The 17,008-nt window shown below is 42.7% G+C and carries 22 protein-coding genes and 1 pseudogene; 9 read left to right on the forward strand and 14 right to left on the reverse strand.

The window, feature by feature from the left end:
* Window positions 1-13 precede the first annotated feature (13 nt).
* From RMY63_RS36020 to RMY63_RS36035, 4 genes and pseudogenes are all read left to right on the forward strand, one after another.
* Complete coding sequence (locus tag RMY63_RS36020) at window positions 14-709, forward strand: (2Fe-2S)-binding protein (RefSeq protein WP_322733289.1); 696 nt, start codon at window positions 14-16, stop codon at window positions 707-709.
* 325 nt (window positions 710-1,034) lie between these two features.
* Window positions 1,035-1,734: pseudogene (rpaB, locus tag RMY63_RS36025) on the forward strand (response regulator transcription factor RpaB).
* Window positions 1,735-1,749: 15 nt separating this feature from the next.
* Entirely contained in the window at window positions 1,750-1,941 is a 192-nt protein-coding gene (locus RMY63_RS36030; protein WP_322733290.1) for a hypothetical protein, read from the forward strand.
* A gap of 650 nt (window positions 1,942-2,591) precedes the next feature.
* Complete coding sequence (locus tag RMY63_RS36035) at window positions 2,592-3,338, forward strand: class I SAM-dependent methyltransferase (RefSeq protein WP_322733291.1); 747 nt, start codon at window positions 2,592-2,594, stop codon at window positions 3,336-3,338.
* On the opposite strand, the gene RMY63_RS36040 is transcribed toward RMY63_RS36035, so the two are convergent.
* The gene (locus tag RMY63_RS36040) at window positions 3,335-3,673 is read right to left on the reverse strand and encodes a DnaB-like helicase C-terminal domain-containing protein (RefSeq protein ID WP_322733309.1); all 339 of its coding nucleotides are present in this window, start codon (window positions 3,671-3,673) and stop codon (window positions 3,335-3,337) included. The genes RMY63_RS36035 and RMY63_RS36040 overlap by 4 nt on opposite strands.
* Before the next feature lie 210 nt (window positions 3,674-3,883).
* Between RMY63_RS36040 and RMY63_RS36045 the strand changes: the two genes are divergently transcribed.
* Together RMY63_RS36045 and RMY63_RS36050 are read left to right on the forward strand one after the other, a co-directional pair.
* Complete coding sequence (locus tag RMY63_RS36045; protein ID WP_322733292.1) at window positions 3,884-4,324, forward strand: hypothetical protein; 441 nt, start codon at window positions 3,884-3,886, stop codon at window positions 4,322-4,324.
* A 68-nt stretch (window positions 4,325-4,392) separates the two neighbouring features.
* Window positions 4,393-4,581: a hypothetical protein gene (locus RMY63_RS36050; RefSeq protein ID WP_322733293.1), complete on the forward strand. Its 189-nt coding sequence runs from the start codon at window positions 4,393-4,395 to the stop codon at window positions 4,579-4,581.
* A 448-nt stretch (window positions 4,582-5,029) separates the two neighbouring features.
* Here the strand turns inward: RMY63_RS36050 and RMY63_RS36055 are convergent, their stop codons facing one another.
* The 13 genes from RMY63_RS36055 to RMY63_RS36115 form a co-directional block, all read right to left on the reverse strand.
* Window positions 5,030-5,839, reverse strand: coding sequence for a DUF4351 domain-containing protein (locus RMY63_RS36055; RefSeq protein ID WP_322733294.1), 810 nt, complete (start codon window positions 5,837-5,839; stop codon window positions 5,030-5,032).
* 218 nt (window positions 5,840-6,057) lie between these two features.
* Window positions 6,058-6,786 (reverse strand): DNA cytosine methyltransferase, encoded by a 729-nt coding sequence (locus RMY63_RS36060; protein WP_322733295.1) that lies wholly within the window; start codon window positions 6,784-6,786, stop codon window positions 6,058-6,060.
* A gap of 66 nt (window positions 6,787-6,852) precedes the next feature.
* On the reverse strand, window positions 6,853-7,323 hold the full coding sequence (locus RMY63_RS36065) for an ASCH domain-containing protein (RefSeq protein ID WP_322733296.1): 471 nt from the start codon (window positions 7,321-7,323) through the stop codon (window positions 6,853-6,855).
* Window positions 7,324-7,327: 4 nt separating this feature from the next.
* Window positions 7,328-8,689, reverse strand: coding sequence for a replicative DNA helicase (gene dnaB / locus RMY63_RS36070; RefSeq protein ID WP_322733297.1), 1,362 nt, complete (start codon window positions 8,687-8,689; stop codon window positions 7,328-7,330).
* Window positions 8,690-8,815: 126 nt separating this feature from the next.
* The gene (locus RMY63_RS36075; protein ID WP_322733298.1) at window positions 8,816-10,120 is read right to left on the reverse strand and encodes a helix-turn-helix domain-containing protein; all 1,305 of its coding nucleotides are present in this window, start codon (window positions 10,118-10,120) and stop codon (window positions 8,816-8,818) included.
* Between the two features lie 64 nt (window positions 10,121-10,184).
* The gene (locus RMY63_RS36080; protein WP_322733299.1) at window positions 10,185-10,784 is read right to left on the reverse strand and encodes an alpha-ketoglutarate-dependent dioxygenase AlkB; all 600 of its coding nucleotides are present in this window, start codon (window positions 10,782-10,784) and stop codon (window positions 10,185-10,187) included.
* On the reverse strand, window positions 10,781-11,464 hold the full coding sequence (locus RMY63_RS36085) for a hypothetical protein (protein WP_322733300.1): 684 nt from the start codon (window positions 11,462-11,464) through the stop codon (window positions 10,781-10,783). Before RMY63_RS36085 ends, RMY63_RS36080 begins: the two co-directional genes overlap by 4 nt.
* A complete protein-coding gene (locus tag RMY63_RS36090; RefSeq protein WP_322733301.1) occupies window positions 11,461-11,682 on the reverse strand; it encodes a hypothetical protein in 222 nt (73 codons plus the stop codon). Before RMY63_RS36090 ends, RMY63_RS36085 begins: the two co-directional genes overlap by 4 nt.
* A gap of 41 nt (window positions 11,683-11,723) precedes the next feature.
* The gene (locus tag RMY63_RS36095; protein ID WP_322733302.1) at window positions 11,724-11,987 is read right to left on the reverse strand and encodes a hypothetical protein; all 264 of its coding nucleotides are present in this window, start codon (window positions 11,985-11,987) and stop codon (window positions 11,724-11,726) included.
* Window positions 11,988-12,045: 58 nt separating this feature from the next.
* Entirely contained in the window at window positions 12,046-12,933 is an 888-nt protein-coding gene (locus RMY63_RS36100; protein WP_322733303.1) for a hypothetical protein, read from the reverse strand.
* Window positions 12,934-12,974: 41 nt separating this feature from the next.
* The gene (locus RMY63_RS36105) at window positions 12,975-13,430 is read right to left on the reverse strand and encodes a DUF1392 domain-containing protein (protein WP_322733304.1); all 456 of its coding nucleotides are present in this window, start codon (window positions 13,428-13,430) and stop codon (window positions 12,975-12,977) included.
* Window positions 13,431-13,451: 21 nt separating this feature from the next.
* The gene (locus RMY63_RS36110; protein WP_322733305.1) at window positions 13,452-13,844 is read right to left on the reverse strand and encodes a hypothetical protein; all 393 of its coding nucleotides are present in this window, start codon (window positions 13,842-13,844) and stop codon (window positions 13,452-13,454) included.
* A gap of 302 nt (window positions 13,845-14,146) precedes the next feature.
* Entirely contained in the window at window positions 14,147-15,205 is a 1,059-nt protein-coding gene (locus RMY63_RS36115) for a hypothetical protein (RefSeq protein ID WP_322733306.1), read from the reverse strand.
* 160 nt (window positions 15,206-15,365) lie between these two features.
* On the opposite strand from RMY63_RS36115, the gene RMY63_RS36120 reads away from it, so the two are divergent.
* The 3 genes from RMY63_RS36120 to RMY63_RS36130 all read left to right on the forward strand — a co-directional run bounded on the left by RMY63_RS36120 (window position 15,366) and on the right by RMY63_RS36130 (window position 16,994).
* The gene (locus RMY63_RS36120) at window positions 15,366-15,554 is read left to right on the forward strand and encodes a helix-turn-helix transcriptional regulator (RefSeq protein ID WP_242056587.1); all 189 of its coding nucleotides are present in this window, start codon (window positions 15,366-15,368) and stop codon (window positions 15,552-15,554) included.
* Window positions 15,555-15,808: 254 nt separating this feature from the next.
* Complete coding sequence (locus RMY63_RS36125) at window positions 15,809-16,702, forward strand: hypothetical protein (protein WP_322733307.1); 894 nt, start codon at window positions 15,809-15,811, stop codon at window positions 16,700-16,702.
* Between the two features lie 7 nt (window positions 16,703-16,709).
* On the forward strand, window positions 16,710-16,994 hold the full coding sequence (locus RMY63_RS36130) for a DUF5674 family protein (RefSeq protein ID WP_416212578.1): 285 nt from the start codon (window positions 16,710-16,712) through the stop codon (window positions 16,992-16,994).
* Window positions 16,995-17,008 lie beyond the last annotated feature (14 nt).

Here is a 17,008-nt window from a genome sequence, read left to right on the forward strand (position 1 = left end):
AAGTAAATCGTTAATGCAGCCGCTAGAGTTAGTTATCGAAGGAGATTTTGTTTGGACTTATGGAGGGTATGAACCGAAGATTTCAATTCCAAATATAATGAATGAAATTGCAGTAGATTATGAATTTATTGGGGCGACAGGAGAACGTAGTATTGCAACTGATATTTTAAGCTTGCTGCTAAATATGCACGACTATAACCATCAAAATGGAACACATAGAGAATTATTTGAGATTGAAGAAGTTCAGGTGAAAAAGTTCATTGACGAAGGGTTACATTCTCATGCCTATTTGACGCAACCTAGAAAATTACCGACATTTTGGGAAATTGTCAAAAATCCGGCTCAACTAGCGATGCCAAAAATATTAGAAGCTCATTTAGAAAACTTCTTTCCATTTATGGGATTGATGCACGGAAACAATAAGCTATTGAGTCTGAAAGAATGTCACTTCTATCTTCCAGAAACAGAAAATCAATCTCGTGTGTTTGTGTTGATATATATGAAGGCACATTCTCCAATTGCACATTTAATTAAAAAAAATCTTCTGAAATTGATTGATGTAGTCATAGAGCAAGATGCAAAGATTTTAAGTAAAATTTATACAAATACACCACAAAAGGTAAAGTTAAACAATGAAGTGGGAATGGATTGGGTGCGGCGAAATTTTGAGAGTTTTCCAGCAGTTACCGAACCAAATTTATCTCTATAGTTGTTAGCTGAAATTAGAAGTAGATAACAGAGTAATTAAATCTCCAAAAGTTAGGCACAAGGTTAGAGGTAACATCAACCGCAGGACATCCGTTTCCACCAACGCGAGAACCGGAGCAATCATATAAACTAGTTGATCCCACAAAGCATAAAGCGTAATAAATGGACTAGAAAGAGCGAGAAATTACGCCACAAGCGATCGCTTCGCTACCCAGGCCACAGATACTTCAGAGCAGAAGCAGGAATAAAATTATATTGCAGCAACGCTTCAAAGCGTGGATTGCTCGAATATCATGATTTTCTAACTGCATACAAGTATTGAAAACGTGGAAAGCTATAAAGAAAAAATCCTGGTGATAGATGACGCGTCTTTCCATGATTGGTTACGATGCGGTTACGGCTGGTGATGGCGAAGAAGCATTAGTAGTGTTTCGTTGTGCTGCCCCAGACTTAATCGTTTTAGACGTAATGATGCCAAAGCTAGACGGTTACGGTGTGTGCCAGGAATTACGCAAACAGACTGATGTCCCAATTATCATGCTTACAGCTCTGGCAGACGTTGCTGACCGAATCACTGGGCTGGAGTTAGGTGCAGATGACTACATAGTTAAACCATTTTCACCAAAAGAACTAGAAGCGCGAATACGGTCAGTATTGCGACGACGGGGTAGCAAAACAAGTGCTGCTGGCGTTCCCAATTCAGGAGTGATTGAAGTAGGCTTTCTCAAAATTGATACAAATAAGCGAACTGTCTACAAAGGTGATGAGCGAATTCGGTTGACGGGTCTAGAGTATAGCCTGCTAGAGTTGTTGGTGAGTCACTCAGGAAAGTCCTTTGACCGTAGAGAAATGTTGCGGCTTGTTTGGGGTTATACCTCAGAACAACATGCAGATACTCGTGTAGTGGATGTGCATATCTCCCGATTGAGGGGAAAACTAGAAGATGACCCCAACAATCCAGAATTAATTATTACTGCTAGAGGAGCAGGCTATCTTTTTCAAAGAATTATTGAATTAGAACATTAATCATGCAACCAACAAATGTCCTCCCTTACAGTTGATACTGTGCTTTGTATCAACGGCAGTGTCCTAATCGTCTTTTATACGCCTGGACAATGCTGGCAGTTTCGTGTCATCAGCCGCACAGGTGGTATTTTCGGAGAGCAAAAGATTTATTACAGTGCAGAAGCGGCTTTGAATGTTGGTTTGGAATCGTTGAGGGATGAATGGTGATGGGTGCTCCTGATGCACAGCAGCAAGTCGAGTGACATCGCACTTCAAGACCGATTTTTCGTCAATTGTACCAAGATAGCCTCAAGACTCTGTAGAGCAGCGTTTGTGGTGCAGAGCTGGTTGGATGATGAGCAGGAGCGATTGAAAATGCAAAGCAAGGCTTGATTACTTTGTTTTGTAGTGTTGCTAGCAGTTGTTTAAAAAGGATGTCAATATGTTAGTGCCATTCTGTATCGATTATTTTATTGTTTATACAATTAAGACAAAAAAGTAAAATTTACGGATTAATCTTTTTGCTTGTAACCACTGCGAACGCTCGTTTAACTCCAGCTTATCTTGGCTCTTTTCGATTGATATTGATGAGCGAACTCGACTATACGTTGCGTGAAAACCTTAAGTTTTATGTAGGGTAAAGTAAATATTTATAATTAATTTATTAGGTTTATAGAACTAAGATTAAACTCTAATTAAGAGCATTATTACAAATTTCTGCGTCAATTAATCCTGCGATTGCACAGCGAATTTTATAAAAAGCGATCGCCAAACTTTTCGGTCTACAGAATGTAATTGACTTGAGTCTACAGTCAAGTATAATTAATACCTACCTATAAGATTTATTCGCTTCAATTGCCGACTTCGACGAGGGTTTTATGAATAAATTTGCCGACAATCCAGCAAACTATTATGATTTATTATTTCAATATATTTACACTGAGTACCACGATGAGGTTGTTAAATCTCTGTTTCCTATAATTAGAGACTATAATAATATACTAGAGATAGGAGTAGGTACAGGTCTAGTAGCAGAAAGAGTCTTAAAACTAAAACCGAATTGTAGCTTTACAGGAATTGATATTTCTAAACAAATGTTAGATGTCGCAAAAAAACGACTGGGAAATAAAATTAAATTAGTCGAATCTGATGTTCTTAATATGCAACTGGAAGAGAGTTTCGATCTAGCTTATACAAATAGCGGCGTTTGGTTTTTTTTAGATACAAATACCGACAATGAATACTTACTATGTAGTAGTATTAATAGTTTTGAGAATAATGTAATAGCATTAAGGCGTGTTGCTGAACATCTGAAAATGAATGGTCTATTGGTTCTGAGCGCTCAAGGTATGCATATAGATAGGGTAGAAAAATTACCAGGAGACATAATCCATCAGGTCAAAGTTTCAAAAACAGATACAGGCGTTAAAAAGCAGTATATATGGATCAGAGAAAACAATGGTGAAATAATTAGCGATACAACTGCTGATTTGTTAATTCTTGATAGCAATAAAACAAAACAGTTGATGGAGCAGTCTGGATTTGAACAGATTGGCATAGAAGGGAATAAAAAACTTATGAAAAACTTTTTACTGTCAAAGTTTCATATTTACCAGAAACGTTAACAAATAATTGTTTTGTCCAAAAGTAAATGGTGGTTGGGGCGTTTGTCAGCAGTTGTTTGATTCCCCCGGTTGATTTGACAGCCCAAGAAAACCGGGATTTTATGTTCTTTGGCGATCGCTCGAATCTGTCGAGTAATCTTACCGACCTCATGGGCCATATTCCCGCCCGACTCCAAAGGAATTTGCTGCAAATAATCGACAAACACAGCACCAATCGACCCCCCAAACTCAGCAATGGCACGACGCACGGCAGAAGCAATCATGGTGGTGGTCGGGGTGGAATGCTCGAAAATCTGCCAGGTATTTGCTGCAAGTTGCTCTACACCCTGAGCTATTTGTTGCCTTCCTCTTTCCTCAGCCTAATAAAGCACTAAAGAGTTAAGTAGATATTAGCAAATCAAATGCTTGATATTAACTACCTATTGACAGATCTTGGCGTCAGTATATTTGCTCACATACCTATCTTAATAATACACCTGATGATAGTGTCAAATTGACTTTTTAAAAGTGTAAATAAAAGTAAGTACTTCAAGAATTAACTAAGTATGGCAACCTTATCTAATCCCACAGTGTCAATCGATCTGTTTACTCATTCAGAGGCTAGTGTCAGCGTAACAGTCGATGTCAGACTCACTTCGTTTGAGACTTTTCTTATTGAGAATGAAGTTGGCTTCCAACTCAGAGCTAAATTAGTTAGAAATGATGGCGGTTTAAACACAAAAGATAATGATTTGTTCTTGTTTCCAACTCAAAACATCACTATTGCAGGGACTTATACCTTTCAATCAACAGTTAGCTATAGCACGCTGAATAAAGATAGTAGTTTTTTTAACAAAGGTAATGAGATATTTGCCAATCTTAGCCTCACAACCACAGAAAAGATGTTTCCATTAAATGTATCGGTTAACAGTCCTACGATTAAGGGTAAAATCTTTTCATTCTCTAAATCGCCTCAGAAATCAAGGGTTCTAGCGATTAAAAATTGATTATTTTGTTAGCAGCGTGCTGAGAAAATCAGCAATTTTATTTGTTGATATTTGTGAAGGAAGTAGTTGTGAGTGAGTTTTTAGTGAATGCTGGATTTCTTGGCAACACAAATCAAAACAGACCCTCTGTAGCTGGTATACCAAGAACGGGTTTCATGCTTTTAAAAATTGGAATAACTGAATGTGTGCGTCCAATGCTGCAATTGCCGCATGAAGCTGCGGTTGCGATCGCAGTCCGTTGCACCCTATGGCAGTAGCCCCTTGTTTGCTAAAAGTAAATCCAATACTGGTTTGTCGAGTAGCGCAGTGGTTGATGATGGTCAGCAGCAGAAAGCTTAATTGACTGGCTGATGTGTTATCCAATCGAATGAGATGAACAATATTTGAAAAGATGGCGGATTTGGGAGAATCTGCGTGACTGAAATAGATTAATTAGGGAGAGTGAATTATGAGTATTTTTTTGCTGTTTATTAGTAGCAATAGATTTACTTAGGCCCTTAGTAATACCAATTCGCAATTCACAATTCGCAATGGGCTACGCCCCGCTACGCTAACGCAATTAAGAAACTTAGATGCTGTAAGCCTTCCGTGATTTGCATCTGTTGCCTGATTTTGGAGAATTGGTATAACTTGTAGAGATAAGGACGGGGCAGTAGTGAAGTTAAAAGCGAAGGTTGTAATCAGATTACTTCGCTTTTGTTGCTTTTATTGCAGTTGCTCTAACCATGTTACTAAATCATCAACTGATGTAAAATCTAGAAACGCTTCTCCTAGTGCCTCCAGTTGCTCAGTAGATAATGCACGAATTCGCTCAATAATTGAGGTATCAACTTCTCCAAAGCGTCGATTTAGTTGACGATAGAATAACTTTAATTCTCCTTTTTGCAGAATATCCTGATAAATAACAGATTCTTGCATAATGTCCTCTCGTAAAAATTGACGAATTAAGTCTTTTGTAAATCGTAAACCAGCAAAAATCTCGGTACACCCAGCAATATTTTGTCTTTCAACTCTATTTGAAATTTTAGCGACACTTTGAGCAACCTGGGATAATAGAGACGACGGAGAATCAGTTCGCGCTAAAGGTGCAAAGGGCAAAAGAGCCGTATTATTAAGGAACTGTGCCGCATCTTGTTCCCATAACTGCACAACCCGATAGCGGTGAGTTGTCATCTCATCAGTATATTCTGTGGTGAAAGCAACTTCATCGTCAGTTTGCTGCAAGAAAATTACTACTTGGGTAATAGGCTTACGATACTGTCGCTTCAGTCTCACATAATAGTCGAGTATGCGTAAGGGAACAGGAGGATTAGACTTAGCTAAAGTCTGAAATTCCAGATGGAGAATGCGGCTTTTTGTTTGGAGAAATATCACAGAATCAGCCCGAATTGGCTCGATTGAAAGTTCAGTTTTTAAAACAGTAACTTCTTGATTAGGTTGATTTGGTAATAACCAGTTAGCAAAATCGGCAGGATATAATTCGGCTAAATACTTAGCAGTGTTATCGTAACTCAATTTAATTCTCCTGTTGAGCAAGATTTAAGTGAGAATTCAAGAGCCATACTAATTCGCAATGACCTCCTTATCTGCGAGACGCTACATGTAGCTTGCTTGGACGTAGGAATACGTCGAAGATCGCAATTCGCTTCTTAAATAATTGCCCTCATGCGCGAATTGCGAATTGGTTTGACCCCAAGGCGGTGAAATGGAATGCCACGTTTCGAGCGAGTTGATTAAGTTAACCATAATGCACCCTCTTGACTTGAAAGTAGACTGCATAGGTAATCAATCCGTTTCCAAGCAACAGCAGCTTGCCGAGGAGAACAACTCAACCCGTAAGCCCGACGTGCATCATAGTTGCCTGGAATGCCCTTAGCTACTCCAATGGAAACCCCATGAGCCACCGTAAGAACTCCGGGTTGATAGCTTCTGATTTCGACAGACTGCCGTATTGACGCAATGTGATTTCTAATTTGGTCTGTCCAGGGGGCCGGCTGTTGACGGTAGAATAAGCCATCGGCGTAGGCAATGATAAAGACTCTTTCTCTTTCATGTGGCAAGCCGAGGCAGTATGCAGGTATAGTTTCCCATTCACATACGTACCGGATTTGGGAAAGGTCTTCGAGGACTGTTGCCATTCCTCTAGAGAGCAGCCCTGTTGGGTTTTCGATGAGAGCGATGCCTGCGGCAACCCCTTCGGGGAACGCCGGTCTACACTCTTGGATAATCCTGAATTGTTCTGCCCACAATGCGGATCTGGAGTCAGCGAGTCCTTGCCGATTGCCGGAGTTACTTGTGCCGGCGCAAGGGAACCCCCCACAGACGATATCGAATTGCCGAGGGTGGCAGTGATAGGTGGTGATGTCTGAATGGATTGGAGTTGTGGGTTGTTCATAGCGAAGCCGTGATTGGGAATAAGGAGAAATTTCGACAAACTGTTTAACTTGAAACTTGTGCGACAAACCCGCAGCAGCAATACCGTGATGGCTCCAGTCCGCCGATGCCAGAGAATAGGGAAAGGACGGATATCATGCGGCTGCCTCCAGGTGTTGGGGGTGCAAATCAATCTCTGCATTAAACAAACCTTGCCTGCCAGTGATAGGTATAGGGCATATGATTCGCTGAATATTCTCCAATTGCCATGCCATACGCTCGATTCGCCAATCCCCAGTATCAAGTTCAGATTGCAACTGCTGGTTGATGAAAGCCTGAGTCATTTTGATGCAATCAGTCAGGTCTACCAGAGCTACGGCACAACCAAAAGCTAAATCATCCCACTCAATATAGTTATCAGTGTCAATCAGTATTTGTTGATACTTGTTAAGGAGATAGTTATGAGTGAGTTTTTGGTGAATACTGGACTTTTTGGCAGCACAGATTAACAACGGGCCTCTGTAGCTAGTAGACCAAGAGCGGGTTTCATATTTTTTCAGACCCATTGGGATGAGTGTTGCCCAAGGCTGATGCAGGCTGATGGCTTTGATGATGGTTGTACTCACAGTTTTAAAACCCCCGATCATGAGAAAGATTTTTAAATCTCGTAAACTGGTTATCAAACAAAAGCTTGACTGTCCCAGTAGGGCCATTCCTCTGCTTCCGCACGATTAACTCAGCAATGCCACGCTCAGGTGTATCGGGATTGTGCATCTCCTCACGGTAAAGCATGATGACAACATCGCTGTCTTGTTCCACTGCCCCACTTGACCGCAGATCGCTCAGCACAGGACGTTTGTCATTGCGATGTTCAACTTCACGGCTCAACTGCGATAGAGCCAGGACTGGAACATCCAAATCCTTGGCGAGTTTCTTCAACCCCCGGCTGATTTCCGCAACCCGCTCGGTCATATTAGCCCTAGAGTCAGCGGCTTCAGCCATCAGCTGTAAGTAGTCCACAACCACAAGCCCAACACCACCGTAATGCGATGAAACCCTGCGTACTTGGCTGCGGATTTCATTGAGAGTAGGGCAAGAGTTGTCGTTGATGAAAATTGGCAGTTCGCTCAAAGAAGCGATCGCCTGACTCAATGGTTGCCACTGGTTATTGGAAACGCGCCCAGTTTCAAGAAAATTGTTTTCAATGCCCGATTCACTGCTGAGGAATCGCTGTACATATTCATCAGTGGACATCTCCAGGCTGAAGACACACACAGGCAATCGGCTCATTTGAGCCACCGCCAGAGCGAGATTACCAGCCAAAGCCGACTTGCCAACAGACGGACGAGCAGCCAGCACGTACAACCGCCCTTTACGAAAGCCACCACCAAGTAAACTGTCCAAGTCGTAAAATCCAGTGGACACAGCAGGGCTAACGGTTCCAGCGTGCCGTGCTTCGATTTCGGTAAAAGCATCAGCTAGGGAATCGGAAATGTGAACTAAATCTGTGGCGGAATGGTCAGACGCAATGCCGTAGACTTTTTGTTCGGCTTGGTCAAGGACAATCGGTAACTCGGTTTCGGTGGCATAGCCCAGCTTAATAATCTCAGTGCCAGCTTTAATTAACTGCCGCCTTTGATATTTCTCCATGACCAAATCGGCGAAAGCATCGATGTTCACGGCACTGACAGTGCGATCGACAAGTGTAGCCAGTTTATTGCGTCCCCCAACGCGAAACAACAGACCGTTGTCAGACAACCAACTGGTTATGTAAAGCAAATCTGTTGGTAACCCTTGGCTGTACAACCGTTGTGCTGCTTGGTATATGTCCTTGTGGGCGTTGATGTAAAAGGCATCGGCACTCAAGCGATCGCTGATTCGGCTCATGGCATTTGGGTCGAGCATGATGCCGCCGAGTATGCCTTCTTCAGCTTCGATGCTTTGTGGTGGCAGGCGGTCTTGTTGAGACGAGAAGTTAAGTTCGTTTGTCATGGTTTACCTCGGTTAGAAAGTCAAGGAGAAGTCGGAGGTCGGAAGTCGGAAGTTAAGAGTGAACAACAGGGGCACAAGAAGCTCTTAAGAAGCACAATGTAGAAATAAACTACTTCCGACTTCGATTCATGCTGCTTGTGGATGTAAGTACGCATACATGGTAGGTTGTGTAAGTTTTAACCAATCCAACCAGTTGTCTGTTGCACCTGTGTGTTGTTGGTCATAGCGGGTACTGAATTGAGCGATCGCTTTGTCCTTGCCAACTTCATCCATACGGTCTAGCAATTCGCAGAATGTCGCTTTGTGCCAATCAAGAGAACGATTCGAGTAGTAGCCAATGGGTTGATTAGTGGCTTTTGATTCTTCAGCTTGTGGTGCAACCGACTCCGCAACTTTTGACCAATAGCCCAGCAGTTCTTCTAACCCGCCCTTGGTTGCTTCCAGATTGCTAATGGACTTGATGACAGTAGGAATTTTTTCTTGCCACTCGCATTTACTCCACTTAGCTCTTTCCTTGGCTATCAACTCAACAAGAGCGCTGTTGCAGGTTTGGTAAATCTTGTCCCTGGTAGCAGTACGCCAGGGGAACCGCCAGCCACGCAATTTGATTTCGCTTCGGTAAACGGCAGGTAACGGGTCAGATGCCATGATGCCTGGGTCTAGTAAAACCTGATTAAGCAAGTCTTCAACCGATTGAAATTTTGGTTTACTGGGTTTATTGTTCGATTGTTCGCTTTTATCGAACAAGTCCGCCGCCATAGTTGGTTTACATGAGGGGTTATCGGTTTGAAGCGAAGATCCTGATTTTGTTGACAACGAAGTGAGAGATTGGGAAATTGGTTCTTTTTCCTGGTTTAGTTGTTCTAAGTCAGTTTCTTCACACACATACAATTCTTGGGTAGGGGGTGTTTCTTGTATGTGTTTTTCTTTTAATTGTTTTTCTTTTAATTGTTTTTCTATATAAGGGGTGGATGATCCACCTATGGCTTGTCCATCGGTGGGCGACCCATCGGCGGGTGAACCACCGGTGGATGACCCACCTATGGACGACCCACCTACGGGCAATCCGCCTATGGGCAATCCGCCTATGGACAACCCACCTATGGATGAGTGATTGTCTCGAAATAACTTTGTATCGTCTTTGTTGGTAAAAATGTAATATTGCCAATCAAACTTACCATTGTTCGGGTTATGCTCTTGGACTCTCACTAAATAGTCATTTTGTTCGGCATTTTTGATAGCATTACGGATTTTGTCTCGTTTGTACCCTAAATGTTTTTCGATTACTGTAAAGCTAATATCAAAGTTTTCATCGTGAGAAGCTACCCAACAAATTAGCCGAAATGTTGAATCAGCAAGATTGTAATCGCGGATTAAACTGTTAGGAATTGCTGTCAACTGTTTTGAGGGTTTACCATTACGAAATCCCATATACTCCTCCTTTTAATAAGACTTGAGATTTGGAAAATATGATAAAGTTAAAGCGTAAAAGCATTCATCTTTTACCCCCAACGTGCGGTCGAAATGTGAGATTGATTCGTGTGCTTACGACTTTGTTAGTCTTTGGAACTTGATGCACGTGAGTAGATTGACAACCAGGATGCATCACAAGCAGACTACCGTGTTCTAGCCAAAAGTCAGTTGGTTTGCCACCGATGGGCTTGATTTGGAACTTCCTCTCCGAACCCAAGCTGATAGAAGCGATCGCGGGATTTAAGCCCATCGAAGCTTCACTATCGTTGTGCCAGCCGATAGAGTCTTGGCCACTCCTGTACTGATTGCCAATAACGATACGGAAGCTGTAGCCAGTGGTAGCGGTGATTCTGTCGCGTAACTTAGCCAGAGCATCTGTCCAAGGCAGTGGTTTGAGTAAAACGCTCTTGGAATACAGGTAATCACAGCCTTCGTCCCCGTAAATACATTCGAGGCGCGGAACGAGCATTGTTTTACCCAGCATCCTAATTTGGTTCTGCTGCCATTGCAGTTCTTGGCAATGTTGATAGAGTTCTGATGCTTCCTGTTTGGAAAGAAACTCTGGGTAGTAAGTGACTGGTAAAACAGCGGTTGCTTCGTCAAATAGTGTCATCTGTTTCATAAGTATTTACCATTAGCGATCGCCAAAACAATTTCTTCTGCCCGTTCTTGTGAAATAGCCTGTTCAGGATTCTTGTAAAATCCAACGATTTGAGATTTAGGACGCACGATAATGCGCTGTGTGGTTGTACGTTTGTCCCAAACGAAGCACGAGATGGTAATGTTATCGGTAGCCCAACGAGTACCACGTTTGTCCTTGCGAAAGCAAAAGCGGGGCAGAGTCAGTACAAGTGATGGGGGGTATTGCTGTAAGAAATCACCCCTGTCATCACAGGGTTCGAGAAAACTGGTTAACAAGAATGCGGCGACTCCCACACGCGCTTTATGGTAGGCATTCTTGATAATTGGTGCAGCAAACTCCGCGTATGGCGGATTTGTACAAATCCAATCGCAGTCTGGGAACTTCTCCCAGGACTCGGTTAAGGTTGCATCCAAATGGTAATCAGCCGATTTGTTCGGGTCGATGTCATTCGTCCAGATTCTATCGGTGTAGGGCCACACATTCAACAAAGATGCGATCGCCCGATGCCCTACGCAAGGCTCACCAATCACACCAGATAACGGAACATGACGCAGGAGTTCTGTGGTGAACCATGATGGTGACTCGTAAAAGTTCAAAGGATGTCTGCTGACAGTTTCATTAACAGCCGTCTTTGGGGTTAATAATGGTGTGACTGTCATGTTGCTTCCTCTTGAAAATCTACAGACTTTTGCTCGTTGACAATAGTTGCACTAATGGATTCAAAGTCAACTTGAAAGATGTTTAAATTTGGGGTGATTTCGCCACTGTTATATAAATCAACAATGTGCTGTTTAATTGTGTCTTTACAGAACATATCGGGGATATCAATATGTGCTTCTTGATAGATTTTTTGTACTACTTGAACGACAACTTTCATAAATTTCCCTCAAATTTAATTCGGCTCAAATTAGTTAAAGATTATGAGCAATTAAAATACAATGTTTTGTCTATTCCTCCTGTTTTAACTATGGAGCCATCGTCTAAAATCTCTCCTTCAACAACATTTAAGGAAACTTCAGTTGTTTTATCGGTAATAGAAGGAGATTGATTGATATAAGGAATAGCCTCTCTGTCTAGATAATCTTGACAAGAATTATATTTACCAACCCCGCTAACTAATGGATAGTGATAAAAAGGTTTATCGCCTTCAAGAACTAATATTGATGCTGAGTAAATTTTCATCTTTTATCTCTAACAACATTCATTAAAGTTATGGCTATTAACTGTTAACCAATGACTATCAAACAGTAACTACAGCTTTCTTAGAGAACGCCCCAGCAAGCTTTAGAGCCGCCGCAGGTTCGGGGTGTGCGAAAAACTCTTCAATCGCTGTCGTCAGCCCCGCAGTTACTACAGGGTCGTGGCAAGCATACACATAGATTTTTTGCTGAGTGCCTTGAACTATGCGCGTTTCTTGGCGATCGCCCAATTGAGGGTAAAATGTCCTCACCCATGTACCCAGATGCCCTCGGTAATGTGAACCACTGATAGGGACTTTTTTACCTAACTCACTTTCCGCGAAGTTGACCACGCCCAGCCAGCGTTCTTTTGAGGGAGTCAACATTTTCCGATTATGTTCAGCCAGAAGATTAGCGGCAAAGTCCTTTACTTGCTGTTCCATGTACGGGTTGAGTCTGCCACCAGTTAACTCGGCTAGAGTTTTCATCGCTTGGACAAGAGTATGCAATCGCTGTTCAACTGGGGGCAGGGCTGGTGCGGGGGGTTGCTCTTGTGGTTGAGTCGCGGGATTTGTCCAGCCCGTGATATCTTGCATCCAGGCACGAACGCCGATAGTTTTGAATGCTCGACAAATTAGCTTTGCTTGTTTGGTACAGTAACGCCCAGCTTCATAGCCGTAGTAGTCGAGGATGATAGCGATCGCAATGTCTGGGATGCCGTTGGTTCTCCATTCCTGAAGGTTCGCCGCATCAAAGCCATGCTCCATAAGCATTACAGCTAATTTTGATGGTTCCAGGTTCGCGCTTTCTAATGCTTTACCGATAGCTTTGTCGCTAACTCCAGCTAATCGTGCAGTAGCTTTCATGCTGGCTTTACTCTGTCCACTAGCGTCAACAGTAATCTCCTGCTTTATCTGTTCGATGGTTTGGGATACTTCGATTTGTGACATAGTTTTAGTTGTGTGATGAATACAAAGTTTTGTGTTGGAATTTAGACCTTCACCCGCACTAAATCTTCTTCTCGCACCAAAGAAAATCGATTAGTGGTCGATGATGCAAGAAAAGTAGGTGATGCTAACTCGACAAAATAAAACCAAGACTTTTCAATTAACTCAATCCCCAAAACTAGCCTTTGCTTTGTGCCGTGATTTGGAAAGCACAACAGAACGCGTTCGCCCAAAACGAAAGCGGGTTTTGTATTAGTTCTTTGTTGTATCTGCCCAGTACCGATGATTTGGTATTTTGTTACATAAATGAAGTCATCTTTGACCTCGATAACGTAATTCCAGCAATCGCTATACCACTGAACACCGCAACAATGCCCAAATGTTCGATTGGTTTTGAGGTAGACTTTTTCTAACAAGTTGACTTCAACAGGTGGGATTTGATTACCCCAAGGTGGTGAAAGAAACCAGCATTTTTCTAAATCAGTGATTTGCTCTGTCATGCTTTTCTTCCTAGTAAGTAATTAATGGCTATAAGGTTCTTGATTTTGGTCTAGCTCCCATTGCAGATAAACCAATGCAGTTTGAGCATCGGCAATGTTTAAATCAGGGCTATATCCTCTGTTGAGTAGTTCTTTGTATTTCGGGTGTTCGGTAATTTCATGAACTAAAGCTTGGGCTTGTTCGAGTAATTGGTAAAGATTGGGGCTAGACATTTCGATACCAAGCCGCGAACATAAATCCTCAACTTTAACGCCGATAGTCCCTGGTTCAATTTCTGTAGCTAGTTCTTCAAGTAAAGATTGAAAATTAGGGTGTTCGTCATTGATTTCAATCTCAATTAGATCTGCATTCTGTGTCAGAATGATTGCCCAATCTGGAAGTATTTGTGGAATAGTCTTGGCGTAAAGTTTCATAATTCGTTCCTGATTTTTGAGTAGTAAAAGTGAAGCTAAGCCAGAATTTTGATTGCAGACAATGTAGAAAAAAAGAGCCACTGCTGGAAGCACACGCAGCAGATACTGGTCTTGTACTGTCGAAGCTGTTATCTGTAGAATCAGCTATCGTTTGTGCTTTGAGTAATTACACTTAGCTATGGTTGCAAAATACTTTGAAAGTGCTGAATTGGGCTTTTTCCCCAAAACCACAAATCAGTGCTTATACTTACAGCAAGCGAATAGTCAAATTGAGAAAGTGGGCATAATTGCCCACTGTTTCCCTACGCTGCCACTAATTCTGGTTCTGGCTTATAAGCCCGTAACCATTGCCAATCTTGGGCGGTTAACTCCTCAAATGGGATATCCAGTAATTGTTCGCAGTCGTCTACTTGTGCATGAGTTGACTCTTCTACTTCCAACAGCGATTCCACCGCATCGAACACCGAGTCAGAATACTGCTGTTGACCCGAACAAGCCCTCTTCACCCACCAATTCCCGTCCGTGTATCCAACTTGTCCCAGCTTTATTCCGTTTTCGTAAATGCCATCGTCTAAGATTTCAAAACCGTACTTCTGGCACTCGTTGAAAATATGCTCCACAGTTCGGTCTTCGGTAGTACAAAGTTCATAGAATGGCTCTTGGACTGGCAGTATCCCTTGCTGATACTGCTGTTTAACGTAACTTTGGCATCGAGCAGGTGTAATGTCTCGGAAAATCTCAACTTTGTTTACCAGGACTCGCCAGTACAGGTTCTTATGATTCTCGTCATCGAAGCTAATACTGGCTATCAGTTCACCATTAACAAACGTTTCTTGGTCGTAGAAGGAGATTTCTGAAATTGTCGGTACTTCTGAAAACTGCACTGGTGCAGGTAAGGGTAACGGGAGTGTGCCGTCTTTATAATGCCAAGTGATGTAGCGGTAACACCATGCTTGTGTATTGTGGCGAAAAATCTCTACACCGTTCACCATGACTACCCAAGGCTGAGTGACGAACTCGCCGTTATCGTAGCTGATGTACGCGATTAGTTGTTTACCAGCAAAAATCTCGAAATGGTGGGGGTTGATTTGTTTGATTGCCAATTCTTCTGGTGCAACAGCTTGGGCTTGGTCTGCGATGTACTGCTCGAACTCGCCTTGGGCGATCTCTTGCTCATCTGTGGCAGCACAGGCGATTTTCTGGAGTTGGGCGGCTTGGTGAAAGGCGATCGCGCTAATCCACGCAGCCCTACGTCGTCTGTCTCGTACTTCGATGGTGCAGCCGATTTCGCTGTAGATGTGCTTTAGCTGGGCTAGGGATTTGGAGCGCAGCTGTTGTGCTGTGTAAATGGCATGAGTCATAATGAGTAGGTTCTTGAATAGGACTAGAGAGGCGCTTCAGATTACCAGTCCAGGCGCTTTCTCTATATCTATTAAATCAAGTTCACTTGTAGTTGTCAAGTTTGCTTGTAGTTGTATCTTGTAGTAGAATTTTGTATAGATGAGTTCGGAGCATCCATTTATGAAGTTAAGAGAGTCTCTGGGATTAACTCAGAGGCAAATTGCGGAGGCCGTAGGCGTCACAGATCAAACTGTTTCCAACTGGGAACGAGGAGTTTATTTGCCGCGACTAACTCCTATGCAAACAGCAAAATTATGTAAAATTACGCGACTGTCTATTGAAGAGCTTGCACAAGTGTTTGAGAAGTGAACCGAAATGTTTGTTGGTGAAACTGTTGATTTATTAGCTTTTTTATCATTTGTGCTCCCAGCAGCGATCGCCAAAACTATTCTTAACTAGCAACTTATGACTGCTTACCCTAACTTTGAGTGGAGAGATGGTAAAGCAGTTAAAGTGCTTGTTTTTAGTATTGTGTATAGCAAGTTGGCGGTTAGATAGCACACTTGAAATTTAGCTGTGATGGATTTTGAGCAAGCAGTATATTAATTAAGAGAGGTGGATTGATGAACACCCCACGCCATAAGCGCAAACAAGCCACCTCTGCTGCATCAAGCAATCCGAAACTACCCAACTCAGACATTACCCTTTCAGAAGACCCAGCTTCAGCAATCGTTGATGTTCCTGCTGTTGAAGTACCAGAACTGACCGCACAAGAACAGAGCGATCGCTTGCATTTGGAACGAAAGGTAGAACGGGCGTTTTTCGAGGCAGGAAAGGCTTTGGCAGAATTGCGGGATCGCAAACTGTACCGTTCTACTCATTCCAGTTTTGAGGAGTATTGCAAAGATAGATTCGGTTACAATCGTTCTCGTTCCTACCAGTTAATTGATGCAGCTATCGTTGTAGACAATCTGCATAAATGTCCACAAATTGTGGACATTTTACCGACAGCCGAGGGACAAGTTCGACCATTGACAAAGTTAAAAATTGAACAACAGCAGGAGGTTTGGCAGGCTGCGGTCGAAGAAGCTGGTGGTAAAGTCCCAACTGGCAGGATTGTCAAAGACGTGGTGCAACAAATTATACAACGCACCCAAGTCCCTAATACCTACCAAATTGGCGAGGTGTGCCAAATCCTTGCAAAGGACAACCCCGAACTCAGGGGGAAGGCTGGCTGCTGGGGGATAGTCAACCATGTAGGCGAATTCAGCTGCACTGTCAAAACCTGGAATGGGGGGTACACCGTTGGTTTGCAGCACCTGAAATCTTACAATTACCTGCCTGCTGAGTGTGAGCAGATGCGGGTGATTTGCGATCGCATCAATCGGGTGTATTCGAGTGCGCTGGAAGAATCTGTGCAGAAGTTTTTGGAGATGCTGGGGAAGCTGAATCGGGCTTATTTGACGGATTTGGAAGAGAAATTGTTGAGTGTTCTAGAGTCTGAGATAAAAGATTAATGCAACAATGCTTTCTGTAATCTATTGTGGTAGGGGTGTAATATTGGTACTGATTATCAAAGAAAGGGCGACGCTAGAACAGGTTGAGCAAATGCTGCAAACTTTGGGACTTTATATCAAAATAGCAGTAGACATAGAAAGAGGTATTTTAGCGGGGGGAGGGGAAAAGCACGCCTACTGTGAAGCAGCATTGCTCGAAGATGGTAGTAGACAGCGAGATATTTGGGGTGCAGACTGGATTCCATTAGACGTCTCCAAAATAGTAATATTCTGTGGTAAAAGAACATTATGATAAGTTTTTGACAC

The organism is Nostoc sp. ChiQUE01b, assembly GCF_034531255.1.
In the GTDB taxonomy this organism is placed as follows: Bacteria; Cyanobacteriota; Cyanobacteriia; order Cyanobacteriales; family Nostocaceae; genus Nostoc.